Origin of the sequence: Croceimicrobium sp., assembly GCF_965228705.1 — a bacterium.
Lineage (GTDB): Bacteria > Bacteroidota > Bacteroidia > Flavobacteriales > Schleiferiaceae > Croceimicrobium.
In genome coordinates this window covers 1,708,318-1,724,841 of record NZ_OZ245832.1, presented here as the reverse complement: position 1 = coordinate 1,724,841, position 16,524 = coordinate 1,708,318, and the positions used below count along the sequence as shown (strand labels likewise).

16 protein-coding genes are annotated in these 16,524 nt (G+C 42.3%); 7 read left to right on the top strand and 9 right to left on the bottom strand.

Annotated features, from left to right (window positions below):
• The first annotated feature begins 149 nt into the window (after positions 1–149).
• Positions 150–494, top strand: a complete 345-nt coding sequence (locus tag ACO05P_RS07775) for a hypothetical protein (protein ID WP_421754596.1) — start codon at positions 150–152, stop codon at positions 492–494.
• A 58-nt stretch (positions 495–552) separates the two neighbouring features.
• Here the strand turns inward: ACO05P_RS07775 and corA are convergent, their stop codons facing one another.
• The gene (gene corA, locus ACO05P_RS07770; protein ID WP_421754594.1) at positions 553–1,617 is read right to left on the bottom strand and encodes a magnesium/cobalt transporter CorA; all 1,065 of its coding nucleotides are present in this window, start codon (positions 1,615–1,617) and stop codon (positions 553–555) included.
• Positions 1,618–1,739: 122 nt separating this feature from the next.
• Here corA and ACO05P_RS07765 point away from each other — a divergent pair, with 122 nt between their 5' ends.
• Both ACO05P_RS07765 and ACO05P_RS07760 read left to right on the top strand, forming a co-directional pair.
• On the top strand, positions 1,740–2,498 hold the full coding sequence (locus tag ACO05P_RS07765; RefSeq protein ID WP_421754593.1) for an endonuclease/exonuclease/phosphatase family protein: 759 nt from the start codon (positions 1,740–1,742) through the stop codon (positions 2,496–2,498).
• A gap of 12 nt (positions 2,499–2,510) precedes the next feature.
• Positions 2,511–2,873 carry a cupin domain-containing protein gene (locus ACO05P_RS07760; protein WP_421754591.1) on the top strand — a complete coding sequence of 121 codons (363 nt, stop codon included), beginning with the start codon at positions 2,511–2,513 and terminating at the stop codon, positions 2,871–2,873.
• Positions 2,874–2,879: 6 nt separating this feature from the next.
• On the opposite strand, the gene ACO05P_RS07755 is transcribed toward ACO05P_RS07760, so the two are convergent.
• From ACO05P_RS07755 to ACO05P_RS07720, 8 genes are all read right to left on the bottom strand, one after another.
• On the bottom strand, positions 2,880–4,439 hold the full coding sequence (locus ACO05P_RS07755; protein ID WP_421754589.1) for an NAD(P)/FAD-dependent oxidoreductase: 1,560 nt from the start codon (positions 4,437–4,439) through the stop codon (positions 2,880–2,882).
• The gene (locus tag ACO05P_RS07750; RefSeq protein ID WP_421754588.1) at positions 4,440–5,153 is read right to left on the bottom strand and encodes a porin family protein; all 714 of its coding nucleotides are present in this window, start codon (positions 5,151–5,153) and stop codon (positions 4,440–4,442) included.
• A gap of 20 nt (positions 5,154–5,173) precedes the next feature.
• Entirely contained in the window at positions 5,174–5,899 is a 726-nt protein-coding gene (ubiE, locus tag ACO05P_RS07745; protein WP_421754587.1) for a bifunctional demethylmenaquinone methyltransferase/2-methoxy-6-polyprenyl-1,4-benzoquinol methylase UbiE, read from the bottom strand.
• A 65-nt stretch (positions 5,900–5,964) separates the two neighbouring features.
• On the bottom strand, positions 5,965–6,528 hold the full coding sequence (locus tag ACO05P_RS07740) for a hypothetical protein (protein ID WP_421754586.1): 564 nt from the start codon (positions 6,526–6,528) through the stop codon (positions 5,965–5,967).
• Positions 6,525–7,394, bottom strand: coding sequence for a hypothetical protein (locus tag ACO05P_RS07735; RefSeq protein ID WP_421754584.1), 870 nt, complete (start codon positions 7,392–7,394; stop codon positions 6,525–6,527). The genes ACO05P_RS07740 and ACO05P_RS07735 overlap by 4 nt, the downstream gene beginning before the upstream one ends.
• A gap of 50 nt (positions 7,395–7,444) precedes the next feature.
• Complete coding sequence (locus ACO05P_RS07730) at positions 7,445–8,470, bottom strand: glycosyltransferase family 9 protein (protein WP_421754582.1); 1,026 nt, start codon at positions 8,468–8,470, stop codon at positions 7,445–7,447.
• Positions 8,470–9,075, bottom strand: a complete 606-nt coding sequence (locus ACO05P_RS07725; RefSeq protein ID WP_421754581.1) for a DUF4254 domain-containing protein — start codon at positions 9,073–9,075, stop codon at positions 8,470–8,472. Before ACO05P_RS07725 ends, ACO05P_RS07730 begins: the two co-directional genes overlap by 1 nt.
• Positions 9,068–10,267, bottom strand: a complete 1,200-nt coding sequence (locus ACO05P_RS07720) for a pyridoxal phosphate-dependent aminotransferase (protein WP_421754579.1) — start codon at positions 10,265–10,267, stop codon at positions 9,068–9,070. Before ACO05P_RS07720 ends, ACO05P_RS07725 begins: the two co-directional genes overlap by 8 nt.
• A gap of 95 nt (positions 10,268–10,362) precedes the next feature.
• Between ACO05P_RS07720 and ACO05P_RS07715 the strand changes: the two genes are divergently transcribed.
• The 4 genes from ACO05P_RS07715 to ACO05P_RS07700 all read left to right on the top strand — a co-directional run bounded on the left by ACO05P_RS07715 (position 10,363) and on the right by ACO05P_RS07700 (position 16,474).
• On the top strand, positions 10,363–10,884 hold the full coding sequence (locus ACO05P_RS07715; protein ID WP_421754578.1) for a hypothetical protein: 522 nt from the start codon (positions 10,363–10,365) through the stop codon (positions 10,882–10,884).
• A gap of 167 nt (positions 10,885–11,051) precedes the next feature.
• Positions 11,052–12,653 (top strand): hypothetical protein, encoded by a 1,602-nt coding sequence (locus ACO05P_RS07710; RefSeq protein ID WP_421754576.1) that lies wholly within the window; start codon positions 11,052–11,054, stop codon positions 12,651–12,653.
• Between the two features lie 98 nt (positions 12,654–12,751).
• Positions 12,752–14,854, top strand: a complete 2,103-nt coding sequence (locus ACO05P_RS07705) for a M48 family metallopeptidase (protein WP_421754575.1) — start codon at positions 12,752–12,754, stop codon at positions 14,852–14,854.
• A 21-nt stretch (positions 14,855–14,875) separates the two neighbouring features.
• Positions 14,876–16,474, top strand: coding sequence for a hypothetical protein (locus ACO05P_RS07700; protein ID WP_421754574.1), 1,599 nt, complete (start codon positions 14,876–14,878; stop codon positions 16,472–16,474).
• Positions 16,475–16,524 lie beyond the last annotated feature (50 nt).

Here is a 16,524-nt window from a genome sequence, read left to right as displayed (position 1 = left end):
TCGTTTATTAGAAGAGGAAAAAAGAGCTTATTGAAGGAGACTATTTTAAAATCGCAATTTCTAAAGCTATAGAATGGGGGCTTATTTTAAGGTCTCTTATGATATCAGCTGCAGGGAAATGGCTACTTTAGAGCAATCCAAAAACCAAGATGATGTACAAAAAATTACTCGTGGGCGGCCTAATCATTTTTGGAGCAGCCAGTTGCGCTATGTTTAAGTCTTCTGCTGCTACAGAATCATCTGTAAGCTATGCCAAACATATCGAACCGATTATGCAGGCTAAGTGTACACCCTGCCATTATCCAGAAACGGGCAAGGCAGATATGTTGAATACTTATGAATCGGTTCGAAAACATGCTAATGGCATATTACATCGCATTCAATTAGATCCCGGTAATTCGGATTATATGCCCTTCAAACAGAAGAAACCCGCAGTAACGGCGGATGAAATTGCTTTGATCCAACAATGGAAAGCGGAAGGTTTCGCTAAGTAAAGCGGCCAAGAATATTGACCAAAAGCCTGATATCCATAAAGATGTCAGGCTTTTTTGATTAAAACCATTTCTTCCTTCTAAAGTACCAGAGCATACTAATGGCTACGGCCAGGATCATTCCCCAGAAAATGAAATAACTGTATTTATAATGCAGCTCTGGGAAGTACTCGAAATTGGTTCCATAAACGCCAGCAAAGAAGGAGAGCGGAATGAAAATAGCGGAGAAAATGGTGAGCACCCGCATGATGTCGTTCATCTTGGTGCTGATGGAAGTGTGGTATAAATTAAGATAGTCACTCAATAGGTTTCGATAGGTGTCTACCGATTCTAGGGTATGTAAAACAAGACCTTCCAAATCCTTGAAATAAGGCAAAACCTCCTTTTTATGAATAAAGGGGCTGTTGGAGCGAATAATTCCACCCATCAAATCCTTCACTGGTTTTAGAACCTTCATTACGAAGTGGAGCTCCCTTTTATAGGTATTGATTTCCGAGACAATACTTTCATCGGGACTATCCAAAACCCGCAATTCCAAATCATCGATTTTTTCACCCATATGTTCCACCAGATAGATATAACTATCCACCACTGTATCGAGCAAGGCATAAGCCAGATAGTCGCAACCTCGCTTTCGAATTAAGCCTTTGCCCTCGGCCAATCGTTCGCGAACCGGATCAAAAACATCACCCTCTTGTTCCTGGAAGCTGATTAGGAAATCATCGGCAAATACCAGGCTTAATTGCTCGGATTGAACCAGTCCCTTTTTATCATCGAATTGCAACATCTTTAAGGTGATAAAAAGGTGATCATCGAATTCCTCGAACTTAGCACGCTGGCCGGTATTCATAACATCCTCCATGGCGAGGGGATGTAAACCAAATTGCTCCTGAATGCTGTCCATTAGTCGAGCATCATGCAAGCCCACCACATTTAACCAGCGCTTTTCATATTTCGCAGCTGGTAATTTAATATCGCTTGGATCGGGTTCTTCCTGATCATAATTTTCAGGACCATAATGATGCAGGCCCAATAGGGGTTGATCGAGTTTTTTCTGACCAATAAAAACCAGTGCACCAGGTGCCAGGCCTTTATTCTCGATTCGCTTTTTAAAGAAACGTGCCATGGGGGAAAGTTACTAATATTGGCTTTTGGAATTTGATACTATATAAGATGGCTAAGATGAAATTTGTTTTCACTTTTTCGGCATTCTTACTTTCTCTGCTGCTTGGGGCACAATCCAGGGTAATGACTTTTAACCTTCGCTATAATAATGCCTACGATGGCGAAAATCGCTGGGCTTTGCGCAAGTCAGAGCTAGTCGACTTGATCAATCAATATCATCCGGATGTTTTGGGAGTGCAAGAAGCTTTATACGCTCAAATTGAATACCTCGATTCCAATTTACAGGGCTATACCTACATAGGTGTCGGTCGAGATGATGGGGCCAAGGCCGGGGAATTTGCGGCCATTGTTTATGATACAGCTAGGGTTGAATTGATTCATTGGGAAAATTATTGGCTTTCACCCTTCCCAGATCAGGTATCAGTAGGTTGGGATGCGGCCATGCCCAGAGTGGTGACTTACGCCCAGTTTAAGGATCGAAAAACGGGAAAGCAGTTTCATGTTTTTAATGCCCATTTTGATCATCGTGGGGAGGAGGCACGTTTGCAATCTGCCCAGTTTATTTTGGCGCAAATTGAAAAATTCAAGATTCAGGAGGAGCGGATTATTGTGATGGGGGATCTAAATGCAGAGCCTGATTCGCCTCCTTTGGATGTGCTTAAAGCCTTATTGAAAGATAGCTTCGAAGCCAGTCGGAAGGATCCACAAGGACCCATCGGCACCTTCAATGGATTTGAAACGGAATCAGAGCCTGTTAAGCGAATCGACTATATTTTGGTTTTGAACCTTAAAGTGAAAAGCTATCAGTGTATTGCTGACCGCCGTGCAAATAATTTGTGGCCTTCGGATCATCTACCCGTTTTGGTTCAATTAAAGAAATAAGGCAAGAATAGGATGGAGAAAGTAATTAACCTAGAGGAGAAGTTCAAAGGTATCCATGAGTATTGGAGTCCGCATATTGCAGCTGAGCTGAATGGTCAGGAGGTGAAATTAGCCAAACTGAAAGGCGAATTTGTTCGGCACCAGCATGAGCAAGAAGATGAAATGTTTTTGGTGATGGAGGGAGAGCTCATCATGGAATTTGATGATCGCCAGGAGATGATTAAGGCGGGTGAATTCATCGTGATCCCTAAAGGAGTGTATCATAAACCTATTGCAAAGGAAGAAGTGAAAGTTCTCTTGTTTGAACCGGCTTCTACTTTGAATACAGGAAATGTGCAAAACGAAAGGACTCGCTATAATCTGAATAGAATATAGCTGGCTTTATTTTGACTCTAGAAAATGGGCAGCGGCTTCTGCACAACGCTCACCGTCCATTCCCGCACTTACAATACCTCCGGCAAATCCGGCTCCTTCGCCACTAGGGAAGAGGTTTTTGATTTCGGGATGTTGAAAGCTTCCGCGATCACGGGGAATGCGCACGGGTGAACTGGTTCTGCTTTCAATGCCCACAATATTGGCTTCATTGCTGTAGTAACCGGGCATTTTCTTTCCAAATTCCACGAAGGCCGCTTGCAGGCGTTGCGCCATAAAGGGCGGTAAAATTTCATGCATGGGCTTAGAAACCAGGCCTGGTATATAACTGCTGGGATTAAGCTCTGGGCTGATGCGACCCTTTACAAAGTCAACCAAACGTTGTGCGGCCGCCTGTTGCGTGGAGCCTCCTGCTTCCCAAACTTTTTTCTCTACTTCTTTTTGGAACTCCAATCCGGCTAGAGGGCCATATTGTTTATAATCGCTTAGATCTTCCAATTCGATTGCCACCACAATCCCGCTATTGGCGAAATTATTATCTCGCTTGCTGGGACTCATGCCATTCACTACCAGTTCCTCCTGAGCCGTGGCAGCGGGTACTATAAAGCCGCCGGGACACATGCAGAAGCTGTACACTCCGCGACCCTCTACTTGTTGTACCAGTTTATAGGATGCGGCAGGCAATATTTCATCGTAATCATTGCCGTGGTACTGAATCTTATTAATGAGCTTTTGAGGATGCTCCACCCGTACTCCCATGGCAAAGGGCTTGGCCTCTAAGCGAATTCCTTTTTCATGAAGGAGATAATAAACATCGCGCGCACTATGACCGGTAGCCATGATTAGGGCTTGGACTGGCCAGGTCTTCCCATCTGAAGTACGGATTTCGGTGATCCGATTTCCCTCTTGAACTAAATCTGTAAGACGAGTTTCAAAATGCACTTCGCCACCATATTTCAGTATGGTTTCGCGGATGGCTTGAACAATCTTAGGTAATTTATTGGTGCCAATATGGGGATGGGCTTCAAAGAGAATGTCTTCCACCGCACCATGTTCTACCAGAGAATCGAGAATACGCTGCATATTCCCGCGCTTTTTACTGCGGGTATAAAGCTTACCATCCGAATAGGTTCCTGCACCACCTTCTCCAAAGCAATAATTGGAGTCGGAGTCCACCAGATTATCACGGTTTACCGCCTTTAAATCTCTTCTGCGACTGCGTACATCTTTCCCCCTTTCAATAACGATGGGTTTAAATCCCAACTCTAAACATCGCAAGGCGGCCCACATACCAGCCGGTCCAAAGCCAATAATATGTACTTCAGTTGCCTTAGAAACATCTTGGTATTCGAATTGACATAGTTCTCGGGGAGCCAGTTTTCGATTTTTCTCGTAGGCTATTTGAAGGTTTACCTTGATCTTTTTGCCACGCGCATCAATATTGCGCCGCTCCAATCTGAAATCAATGCTTTCATTGGAACGAATATTGGCGACCTTACGGAGATGCGCCTCTAATTTTGCCTCATCATAGGCAATCTCAGGACTAACACTAATCTCCAGAAGTGGCATTTATTCGAAGGTGAAATTGATCAGCAAACCTCGGGTATAAACTCCTTGTAATCCTGCTGCCAAAAAGGTGTCATCTTCCACTTTTTGATTGGTGATGCCAAAGGAGTAGATAATTTGTGGCGAAAACTTGAAGAATTCGAAGTAGATATCGACACCGATGCCCATATCATAATACACTTCATTGCGCTTTAACTTGAAAACGCGATCATCTTCCACATCCTGGTCACTGGCCAGGTCGATATTGTATTTAGGTCCGGCCAATAGGTACATCCGGTAATTACCGATACGGTCAGCACGGAACTTAAAGTAGAATGGAAACTCTAAAAATGAAGATTCGATATCGCGTTCCACCAATTCCCTTTCCAGGGTAAACTGATTGAGAATATCGAAGCGTAAAGTGCGAACGGTAAAGGCATAACCCGGACTAAAGTTGAGGTCCCAATGATCACCCAGGCGTAGTTTGCTAATGATCCGAATATTGTAACCGGGTGAAGTTTCTGAATACACTCGGTAATAACCCGGTAACTGGGTGCTTAAATCAGGAAGTGTACGGGTGCGTAAATCCGTGTAATTCAGTCCGATTGAAAAGCCGAAATCAATCACCTTACGGTCATAGCGCGGATTGTTTTTAAGTCGGCGACTTAGTTGCGCACTCATATTGAGGCTAAGCCCCAAAAGGAGGAAGAGGATGAAATACTTTTTGTTCACGAACATGGAACGCTTCAAAACAAGGCTTATTTTATTCCTTCGTAAATGGAGGCAATTCCAAAGGTAAGTGGAATTCGTGCCCCTCTTTTATATTCACATGCGCCCATAATTTCCATAAAGGCTTCTCCGTGTGGGAAGGCTTGCACTGATTCTGGCAAATACGTATAGGCTCTGCTGTCTTTGCTAATTAATTTACCAATGCCGGGTAAAATATTCTTGAAATAGAAATTATAGAGTTGTTTCATTGGAAAGGCCTGGGGTTGAGAGAATTCCAATACCACCAAGTGACCACCGGGCTTTAATACCCGATACATCTCCTTTAAACCTTGCTTCAGGTTTTCGAAATTTCGTACCCCAAAGGCTACGGTAATAGCATCGAAGGTATTATCCGCAAAAGGCAAGTTTTCAGAGTCCGCTTGCTTGAGGCTGATAAGTTTGCTTAGTCCTTTTTCGGCTACTTTCTTGCGACCAACCTCCAGCATTCCATTGGAGATGTCGATTCCGGTAATGGCCTGAGCACCGCTTTTTTCCAGGGCGATGGCTAAATCAGCGGTTCCGGTAGCCACATCCAGAATCATTTCCGGATTGCGGGCTTTCACCATTTTCACCACTTTTTTACGCCAACCTTTGTCGATGCTTAAAGACAAAACATGGTTTAAAAGATCGTAGCGTTTCGAAATATTATCGAACATTTCAGCTACTTGCTCTTTCTTGCTTCCGTCTGCCTGATAAGGCTTTACTTCCTGACTCATAATTCCATTCAAGGGCGGCAAAGGTACGGGGAATTTTGACTTGACTTGAAGATTTACCGGCGAAGCTATTTGCCTTGTAAATAGGCCTCTGCCATGGCTTTCATTTGTTTGCGAATTTGTACGCCATCCATAACTGGATAAGCCATTCCATTTATCTCATAAACTTCGCCCAAATTCTGTTTGGCCCGTCCTTGCATCATTGTAGTATAGAACCAATAATCCGGTCCGAAGTTCAATCGCTTTTTTAGAAAGTTCTTTCGTTTTTCAATATCCTCGAAATAGGGAGGAATCAATTTTTGTGGGACTTCAAAAACCATTAACTGGTTGAAGCTACTGTCGCCTTCTACTTGTGGGGCCAATAGAAAGTAAATGTATTGGCCATCGCTGGAGGCTGTTTCCAATAAGAAGAGGGCTTGTTCTATTCGGAATTCGGCATAATGCGCCCAATGCCTAAATGTGCTGTCTCCTTTTAACTCTGCTTCATACTTATGAGCGAAGGCTTCCATGGGATCATGAAAATACCAGAAGGCTTCCTGGTCGTTCACCTTGGTTGGACCTAAGCTTTGCCATTGGGCTTTAGCCGAAAATTGAAGGATCAGAAGGAAAAAGAAGCAGCGTAATAAAGTCATTCTTTCTTTATGTCAAAAGGTACGGTAATGCCCAGCCAGGGGATTAAAGCGTCAATTTCATCAGGCAGGGTAAAGAAGCCATAATCCAAACTTACCTCGCGCCAAACCGTGCGCCCACCTAATGAAGCGATAAAAGTATCAAAGACTAAATAATTCTCGGTGATCAGGTAGAACTTCCGAGTCACTCGAAGCATACCACTTAAGCTAATGGTGGGGTTTTCACTCCAGTCGCCATCCGACATACCATAGCCAATAGATAGACTCACGTTTTTATCATAATCGCCTAAGGTAAATGCACCGTATCCGATTCCAAAGGTATTACCGAATTCATCCCCTAATACTGATCCAAACAGGCCACCAGCGGCTACATTGAATTTCCCAGGCACTATGGGGACACTAAATTTTGGAGTTACCCAAACCGGGGTAGGAGCGCCATATCCGAAGATGAAAAGGGGGATGGTACCTACTCCAATGGTAAATCGATCACTAAGTCCAACCGAAAGTTGATTTAAGAATACCCAATTATTTTGATAATAGCCTTCACCTCTTTTCATATTCAAAGCATTGGGGCCGAAGAAATAGCGACTTGCCTGGAGATTATAATGAACGGCTTTGCTAAAGGTCTCTTGCTCGAAACTCAGATCTTTAATTTGGTTCACCTTGATGGTGATATGGTGCCCATTACGATCTTCAATGGTAATTATTTCGGTATCCTGATAAATGAGATAGCCCTCAAATTCATCACCTTCGATAGTTTCGATAATAGCAAATGGTCGCTTTTCGGTGCTGTCTGCAGCTTCGTATTGTGCCCATAATTTTGGGCTAAGGATACAGAATAATGCTAAGAGGAAGTGGCTGGCTTTCATGCTCTTTGTTTTTATAAAGATGCATGATTTGTAGCAAAGGTTGGATAAGCTTAAAGTAGAGAGTTAACTTTAGTAGCTACCCGGTTGACCGCTAAATCTTGCATGCAGGCAAAGTCACCTCTTTTACAAGTACTGGTTCCAAAAATGCTGCAAGGTTGGCAATCCAGGGTACCTTCTGGCAAGGAAACTATATTGTTCTCATTTGCATATGGTGCAAAGCCAGCGCCAGGATGAGTGCCTCCCCAAATGGAAACCACGGGGCGGCCACTCCAAGCGGCCATGTGCATATTAGAGGAATCATGGCTTACAAAAACATCCAAATGTTTCATCAAGGCGATTTCCTGATCTAATTTCAATTTCCCTGCTACAATTTCGAATGAAACCGCGGCAGCTTTGGCCAACTCTGTTAATACTTCTACTTCATCAGGCCCACCAAAGAGGAAGAACTTTCTTTCTGGCCTTTCTAGATCTTTCATTAGGGCAATGAACTTTTCACGGGGCCATTCCTTGGATTTATGTCGGGCACCTGGGGCAATGCCAATATTTATCTCAGCCTTTCTTGAGGTCCACCATTCCTCATGTTCACCATTCAAGGTATAAGGAGCGGATTTAATCTTGGCTCGATCGAAAGAAATTTCAATTTTTTGTCGGGCAAAGGTTTCGAGATGTAATTGACTAACAGGAGTTAGGGCTGCCTGAGATGGAGTACTGCTCTCCAAAAAGGCTTTGCGCGCCTGGCGATCTTTATGCAGGCTTTCGCTGGGAACCCCTTTTAAGGCGAAAAATTTGCTGATGATTTTAGTGCGGAGAACCGAATGCGCATCAATCAGCAGATCGGGTTTAAAGTCGCGATTAACTTCTTTCACCAAACGCTTTAATCCGATTAACCCTTTATGCTCCTTTTGCAATTGAGCACCATAGAATTGAAGGCCCAAATCCTGGCAAAGCGTTCCTATAAAAGGACGACTTAGGAGGGCAATTTCATGTTCAGGATGCTCGGCTTTAAGCTGCTGAAGAATAGGCAGCAGGATCATGATGTCGCCCAGGGCGGAAAAACGCTGGACTAAGATCCGCATTACTTATTCTGATAAAGCACCGGATTAAGTTCCGGATCATTGTACATCTTCATTTGGCGATAAACCTTGGCAATGCGTTTGCCCGTTGCCAAATCATCCAATAATTGGTCAATGGCGGTGCAGAGATCTTCCTCCTGAACCTTAAGAACCGAAAGCTTATGCTGATTTTTTGCCAAAAGCTCTGGTGCAACATCATCACGTTGCGCCTCGATATTCATATGGTAAATCTTCAGTGCTAAAATGGAAAGTCGGTCAATTGCCCAACCCGGACTTTCAGTATTTAAGCGCGCAAATGATTGTACCTGAACATCGGTGTATAAAGAGAGAATAGCATCATCAACCTGCTCCACCATATCGGTACGATCTTGATTACTGGCGTCGATACGGCGTTTAATCTCCAAAGCTTTTTCCGGCTTAATTGCCGGGTCGCGGATAATATCTTCCAAATGCCATTGTACCGTGTCGATCCAGTTTTTTTGGTAAAGCATTTCCTGGAGGCTGTCCATGGGAAATGGATTTTTCATTTCCTGATCAACATGATCTTTAATATGGTAATCTTCGATGGCCAGATTGAAGAGGGCCATCATTTCCTGAGCTTTAAGCATGGTCTAATTTTTCAATTGCCGCTTTAATTCTACTAAGGGCGGTTTCCAAATCTTTTAATGAGGATGCATAGGATATCCGAATGCATTCTGGGCTACCAAAGGCATCACCAGGTACCAGCGCCACCAGGGCCTCTTCGAGTAGGTACATACACAGGTCAGCAGCATCCTTTATGGTTCTGTCTCCAATGGAAGAACCGAATAAGGCACTTACATCCGGGAAGAAATAGAAGGCGCCTTCCGGCTGATTAACCTTCAATCCTGGAATTTCATGCAACCATTCACCTACTTTGGCACGGCGCTCTTCGAAAGCCTCTTTCATGTAATCCATTTCCGATGGATCTGCTTGCAAGGCTGCTAAAGCGGCTCTTTGAGCAATGCTGGAAGTGGCTGAGGTAAATTGGCCTTGCATTTTTACACAAGCATCAGCGATTTCCTGAGGAGCAGCGATATAACCAATTCGCCAACCGGTCATGGCAAAGCCTTTACTAAGACCGTTTACCGTAACTACCTGATCGTAAATTTCGCTGAATGAAGCCAGGCTTACGTGCTGAGACTTGAAGTTAATCAATTCGTAAATCTCATCGCTTACCGCAATTACATTGGGATGCGCTTTTAAATAATCTGCAATTTCTGCCAGATCCTCTTTACTAAATACCGAACCTGAAGGATTACAAGGTGAGCTGAAAATCACCAATTTGGTCTTATCCGTATGGTATTTCTCGAGATCATCACGAGTGACCTTGAAATCGTTTTCAATGGCTGTTGGGATAATAATCGGAGTTCCTCCTGCTAAACGAATTTGCTCGTAATAGCTTACCCAATAGGGGGCGGGTAGTAGAACTTCATCACCGGGATCTACCGTGCACAATATTACATTGGCCAGGGATTGTTTAGCACCAGTGGAAACTACAATTTGATTGGCCGTATAATCCAGTCCGTTGTCGCGTTTTAATTTATTCGCGATAGCTTGTCTTAAATCCTGGTAACCGGGGATGGGTGGATAGTGAGAATAACCTGTGTCAATGGCCTCTTTGGCGGCTTTCCGCACAAAATCAGGGGTTTCAAAATCAGGCTCGCCTAAAGAAAGGCTGATAACATCCAATCCTTGTTCACGCATTTCGCGGCTCCGACGGCTCATCGCAATAGTGGCCGATTCAGATAGGTCAAGGATACGCTGCGATATTTTATTCATATGCTCCCTATGATAGCGAGCAAAGCTACGAATTTCACCTCGTCACCTTAGGATTTTTACGATATTTGAGGCCCCATAAATTTTCCTACTCTGACATGGAGCTTTTTATTGAAATACTCAAATACGCATTACCCTCCATATTTTTATTGGTCTTGACCTATATGATGCTATCCAATTTTATGGATAATGAGGAAAAGCGCCGTTTATACTTCCTAAAAAAGGAAACCCAAAAAAGTGCTCTACCCGTTCGGATGGCGGCTTACGAGCGCATTGCCTTGTTCCTGGAACGCATTCATCCTGACCGTTTATTGATTCGGGTGCCTGCAAAGGATATGAAAGCCCGTCAGTACCGTAACTTGTTGGTAGAGAGTATTCGCATTGAGTTTGAGCACAATTTGTCGCAACAGATTTATTTAAGCGATGAAGCCTGGAATTTGGCCGTAAATGCTAAAAGTGCCACGGTGGGAATGATCAATAATTGGGCTCAGGATATTGACCCTGATGCTCCAGCATTTGATCTCAGTAAACACATTTTGAATAAGGTGATGGCCATGGATAATTTTCCAACCAAAGGGGCCATTCGTTATTTAAAGGGGGAAATTCGGGCGAATTTCTAGACCCTTTATCCTCAAAAATATTCATTTCATTACTAAACTTTGGTTTGGGGCTTAAGCTGTTTGATTAGGCAAAAATCCCCATGCTAATTTGTATTTTGCGTGGACTTAATTCTGGTCCCTTCGCAAATCTCAATCCTTTTAGCCAAGGGGCCATAGAAGAACCTAATATGAGAAAAGCCCTGTTTAGCTTGATTTTGAGCCTATCTGCTCTATACCTTTCGGCCCAAAGCCAAATTACTAAAAGCCAAATTTTTAAAACCGAAGATTCCGGTTTTGCCCCTAAGATTTTACACGAGGATGAAACTAAGTTTTACTGCGCCAATGTGACTCATGATATGATTCGGGTGGTAATCTTTGATAAGAAGAGTCTTAATAAAGAAAGTCAGTTCGATGTGAATATCCGTCAACGCACGGGAGTGGAGTATGGGCTTTTGAACCTGGCCTGGATTGATGGTAAGATTATGGCCTTCATACGCGAGGATAATTCTTCTCGAAATGTATTAATGGTGATGGCTTATCCTATTAATGTAGAAACGCGTCGACTGGAAAAGGCCGTGCAATTGACTGCTCGTAAGTATGAATATCGTAGTGATCGTGGAGTGGATAAGCTCAGCTTAATTGGAGATCGCATTGTAGTCCAGTCCGCAGCCTATAATGGGGATTTGGATAAAACCGAAAAGCGTTTAAATGTGTTCGATCATCAACTGCAAGAGTTGTGTGCTTATGATTATCAAATGCAATTGGAACTGGAGGAGTTAAACACGGATGTAGCTTTTGATAAGGATGGAAATATCTACCTCCAGAATAATCGTGAATTATTGGTTTTAGAAAAAGCGAATGCCTACCAAGCTAAATCCTATCCTTTGCCGATGGTGGAAAAGGAGCAATTAATTCCTTTTAGCTATCAATTGGCAAATAATCCGAAAGGGGAGGTAGTGCTAACTGCATTTTATCAAAGGGCTGATGAAGATGAGGACCTATATCCAGAGCTGGAGCGTATTTCGGAAGTGTATGAAGAGATCGCAACGGAGGGATTGCTTTATTATGTATTTGATCCGGCTAGCCAGAGTTTTAGCTTACAACGCCGTCATAAATTTGAACAGAGTTTCGTAGATAAATTCCTGGAATCTGGCGATGCAGGAGAGGAGCCATTTATCCCGCAAGTTTTCACCAAAATAGTATTGCATTTCGATGCCGCAGGTAATTGTTATTTGATTGGTGAACGACTGATCTACCGACCATTTTACTCTACTTCCTTGGCAACGATGGGAACCTTAATGGGGGAACAATTTGACCTTGAAGATTTGATTCTCTTAAAGATTAGTCCAAGTGGAGATATAGACTGGAAAAATAACATAGCGAAAATGCATAGCTATATGTGGCAACGGAATGACCTCATAGCGATGACCTCCTCTGACCAGGAATTATCCATTCAGCCTATGGGCGAATTTGATTTCTTCTCCTTTTATTCGCGTTTAAGTGATGGTAAGCTCGAGATCATTTACAATGATATCCCCGAAAATGAGATCGGTCAAGTTAGTTATGAAGATGTTGAGGTTTTTGATGAGTTTGATGATGGCTTTCCCAATTACCTGGTTTTTAATCCCGGAAATGGACAAGAGGAAAAATTGGAGATCTGGGAGGATATGATTTTGGAAAATGACCTCTATTTTAAAACCCAAAGCATCTACTACAGCGAGAAAGAACAGTCTTATTTTGGTTTCTTGGGAGAAGAGGGTGAGTATCAGTTAATTAAGTTTGCGCCATAGAGCCAGCTTGATTTGAAAGTTTTGTTTTCTTGATTTAAGAGGAGCAAAGGTTTGAGCCCTTTCTTCTTATTCACTATTCTTGCAACACAATTTTTTTTATGCTTCGTAAGAACCAAGTTCAGGTAATACTATTTTGCCTGTTTTCTGCATTTCCATTTGTTCAAAATGCACAAGTAAGTCAAGGTCAGTTTTTAAAAAGTTCAGGTACGATCCCAGAGGATTTTTTAGAATCCTGGGCAAATAAGTATGAGAAGAGCCTCAGTCATAGTTTGGCCAGTGGGGAAGATGAGGATGACTTAGAAGACTTTTGGTTATCTCAACATCATCATATCGATGAATTGTTGCAAAGTGGTCGCTACACATTTGGTGATCCAATGACCAATTATCTGAATGAAATTGCTGATCATCTTTTGCGCAATGACCCGGAATTAAAGGCTAAAATTCGGATTTATTCTTTCCGCTCTCCATCGGTAAATGCATTTACTCTGGCAGATGGGATTATTGCCATCCACACCGGTTTAGTGGCTCATGCTAAATCTGAGGCGGAATTAGCGTTTGTAATAGCGCATGAAATATCTCATTATACACGAAATCATTTTTATGCCAGCTTTAAAGCTAATCGGGATGCTACGGAAAATAGCTGGAGCAATCCATCCTTAAGTCCTCTGGCACAGGCTGAGAATAGAATAGGAAGAAGCAAGGAAAATGAAATTGAAGCTGATCAATATGGATTAGATCTGTATCTGAAGAGTGATTATGCCCTTAATGCGGTAGACTCGGTTCTAACCACTTTACATCGTAGCTATATTCCCTTTGGAAGAGAAAATGTGTCCTCAAACCCTTTTTGTTTGAAGGCAGGCTGCTTTCAGATTCCCAATGTGTTTTACCGTGAAGATTTAAGTCCAATAAGCCTTTCGGAGGATTATGCGGATGATCGTCACAGCCATCCTAATATCGGCAGTCGTAGAAATGCCATTCATGCATCATTGGTGCAGAGAGATATTAAGGAAGGGACTTTTTATGTAGTAGGAGAAACTAAGTTCCATCAAATTCAGGAATTGGCTCGTTTTGAAATGGTGCGGGAAAAAATCCTAAATGCTAACTATGCAGAGGTATTGTATGATATTTATGTTTTAGAGAAAATTTATCCCGAGTCGAAATTTTTAGCCATTTCCAAGGTGAAAGCCCTCTATGGATTGGCCAGTTTTAAGGCCGTGGATGAAATTAGCCTGGTAACGCCTTCTACCTCTAGAATTGAAGGACCTGCTCAGCAAGTGATTCATTTAATTAAACAGATGAATCGTTCTCAATTGGTAAGTATTGCCTTGCAAGCCAGTCGTTCGGCGGAGAAACTGTATCCTGAAGAAAGCTATTTAAAGCGTTATTCCAGTGAATTGGCCAAATATCTATTGGTCTATTGCGATGAAAACCCGGATGATTTTAAGGTAGAAGGAAATGCCTTGCCAGAATTTACTCAGGCCGAATCCGAATTCAGATCACCCAGAGCCTATCTCCGGGCCCAACAAAGCCATTATAAAGAGTTCTATCGTTATCTGGTTAAAGAGGATGTTGATAAAGGTTGGTTGGCTGCCGAAATGCATAAGCATGAGGCTTTTCGCGATAGTATAAAGGCTGAAAAAATGATGACCGTTGAGGCCAGGGAAGAGCGAAAGGAAGAGCAATGGGAGCGCCTGGAAGAATTCGGAAGTAATTTAAATGTAAAAAACCTAGTTGTTCTTGATCCGATTATTCGGGTATTGAATATCGAAGATGATTTGGATGAACGTTTGGAAGGCTTGGAACAAGAACGAGAATATAAAGAAAACCTTCCAGCATGGATTCAGGAAGCAGGTATTACGGCTGAATTGCTCTATACCGAACATATGAAGCCTACGGATTTGGATTCCTATAATGAATTCTGCCAATTGGAAGAATGGGTATACGAGGCGCGCTTGTATCGCCAATTTGGATTGATGCCCGTATCTATCGATATCCGTGAAAAATTACCTGCTGATACCCGCTACGTTTGCCGCATTATTGGTGTGGTGGATAAGGATGATTGGGATAGCTATTATTTTGGTCTTTTTGATCTGAAGCGGGGGAAAATAGTTTATCAGCGCTACGAAACAGTTGGTCGTAACCTAAGTATGGGTGATTTGGAAAAACAAACCAAAACCGACCTGGAAATCATTGCAAATTAATCAATCAACAATCCCTTAATTATGAAGCTTACCAAGCTTTGGCTATTAGCCTTAACTCTGTTTTCAACTTATACCTATGCCCAAAAAGTAGATTACGGTCGACCTTTTGAAATTGAATCACGTGGCTTTGGTCCCAATGTCCGCTTTGAGGATGACAAACAGATCTATGCGATCAATTATTATTCGCCTGATATCTTGATTAAGATTTATGATAAAAAGAAGCTAAATCTGAAAAAGGATTTCTTCGTTGAAATTCCAGAACTAAGTAAGGTTCGCGAAAGCATTGAAAGAATTGGATTTGTAGGTGATAAGCTGGTTCTCTTTATGGAATTGGATTATTACAAGGACGATATGTTTAAGCTGGTGGCCTATATCATCGACCCCGAAAAGGGTAGAATCGAGGATCAAATGCTTATCATGGAAAAGCCTTATGATCGCAGTCGGGAAAAAGGTTACTATCAGGTGAAAATCAGTGAGAATCGCAAGAATGTTGTGGTAAACACTGCTACCTATTACGATGATCGTAATGTGACCGAGCAAACTTTATTGCTTTTAGATGAGAATTTGAAAGAAGTTACCCGTCGGGAGTTTTCGGAAATTGGTGAGGACTTGGAAGTTAGTACCCGCACTCTTATCGATAATGAAGGAACCATTTATTACCTACAGGCTAATGAGTTGGTAATGTTAGATCCTTTTAATGAATTTGAGGAATGGAGAGAAAAACTACCTCTTCAGGATTTGGCCGTTAATGGAGTATTAAAACGTGTTCGCCTTGCTACCCAGCCAGGAGGTAATTTGATCATTACAGGTTTCTACGAGACTACCGATGCTGAAGATCAAGATGATGCGAATAAATCTCGTCAGGATCGTCGTGAAGGAGACAAACAAATTGAAGGTGTTAAATGCTTCATTTTTGACCCTTTGAATCAAGAGTTTGTGGCTGAGAAACTTACTTTATTCGATCAAGACTTCCTGGATATTTTCCGTGATGATGATGACAAGCACGACAGACATGACGGTGAGATCAATCAGGACTTTAATGATATCCGACTACATTTCGATGAAGCGGGAAATACCTATTTGATTGGACAACCTTATTGGGTTCATCGTTCTTATGACCAGAATGGTAATGTTACGGCCGAGTACTTTAATATGGAAGAATTGATTGTATTGGCCTTTGATACGGATGCCGAATTAATTTGGAAGGATCGTATTCCTAAGTATCAAACCTATTACTGGTCGGGTTTCTTTGGCTTTGTAAATGGTTCACACGGTACCACCTTTTTTGTGAAACCAGATGGTATCATTGACTTCTTTGATTTTAAATCCTTTATCACTGATGGTAAACTCGTATTGGTTTATAATGATATGCTAATTAACCGGGCGGGTAAAGATCAAAATCAAGAATTGGAAGTATATAAGAAGGTTAAAAAAGGGAATCCGGTAGTACAGGAAATTGACCTTAAAACCGGTCGTCGTGATGGAAAGGTGGTTACCAAACTTGCCAAAGAGAAAATGTACTTGAAACCCAATTTGATTTATTACAGCGAATTGGATCAGAAGTTCTATTACTTCTTAGCCTATAAGAAAATGATGCAGCTCTGCACATTTACCATTTGATGGATTGAGCTTATAAAAGCATGAAATATTTGGGAGGTGATTCTTAGGAG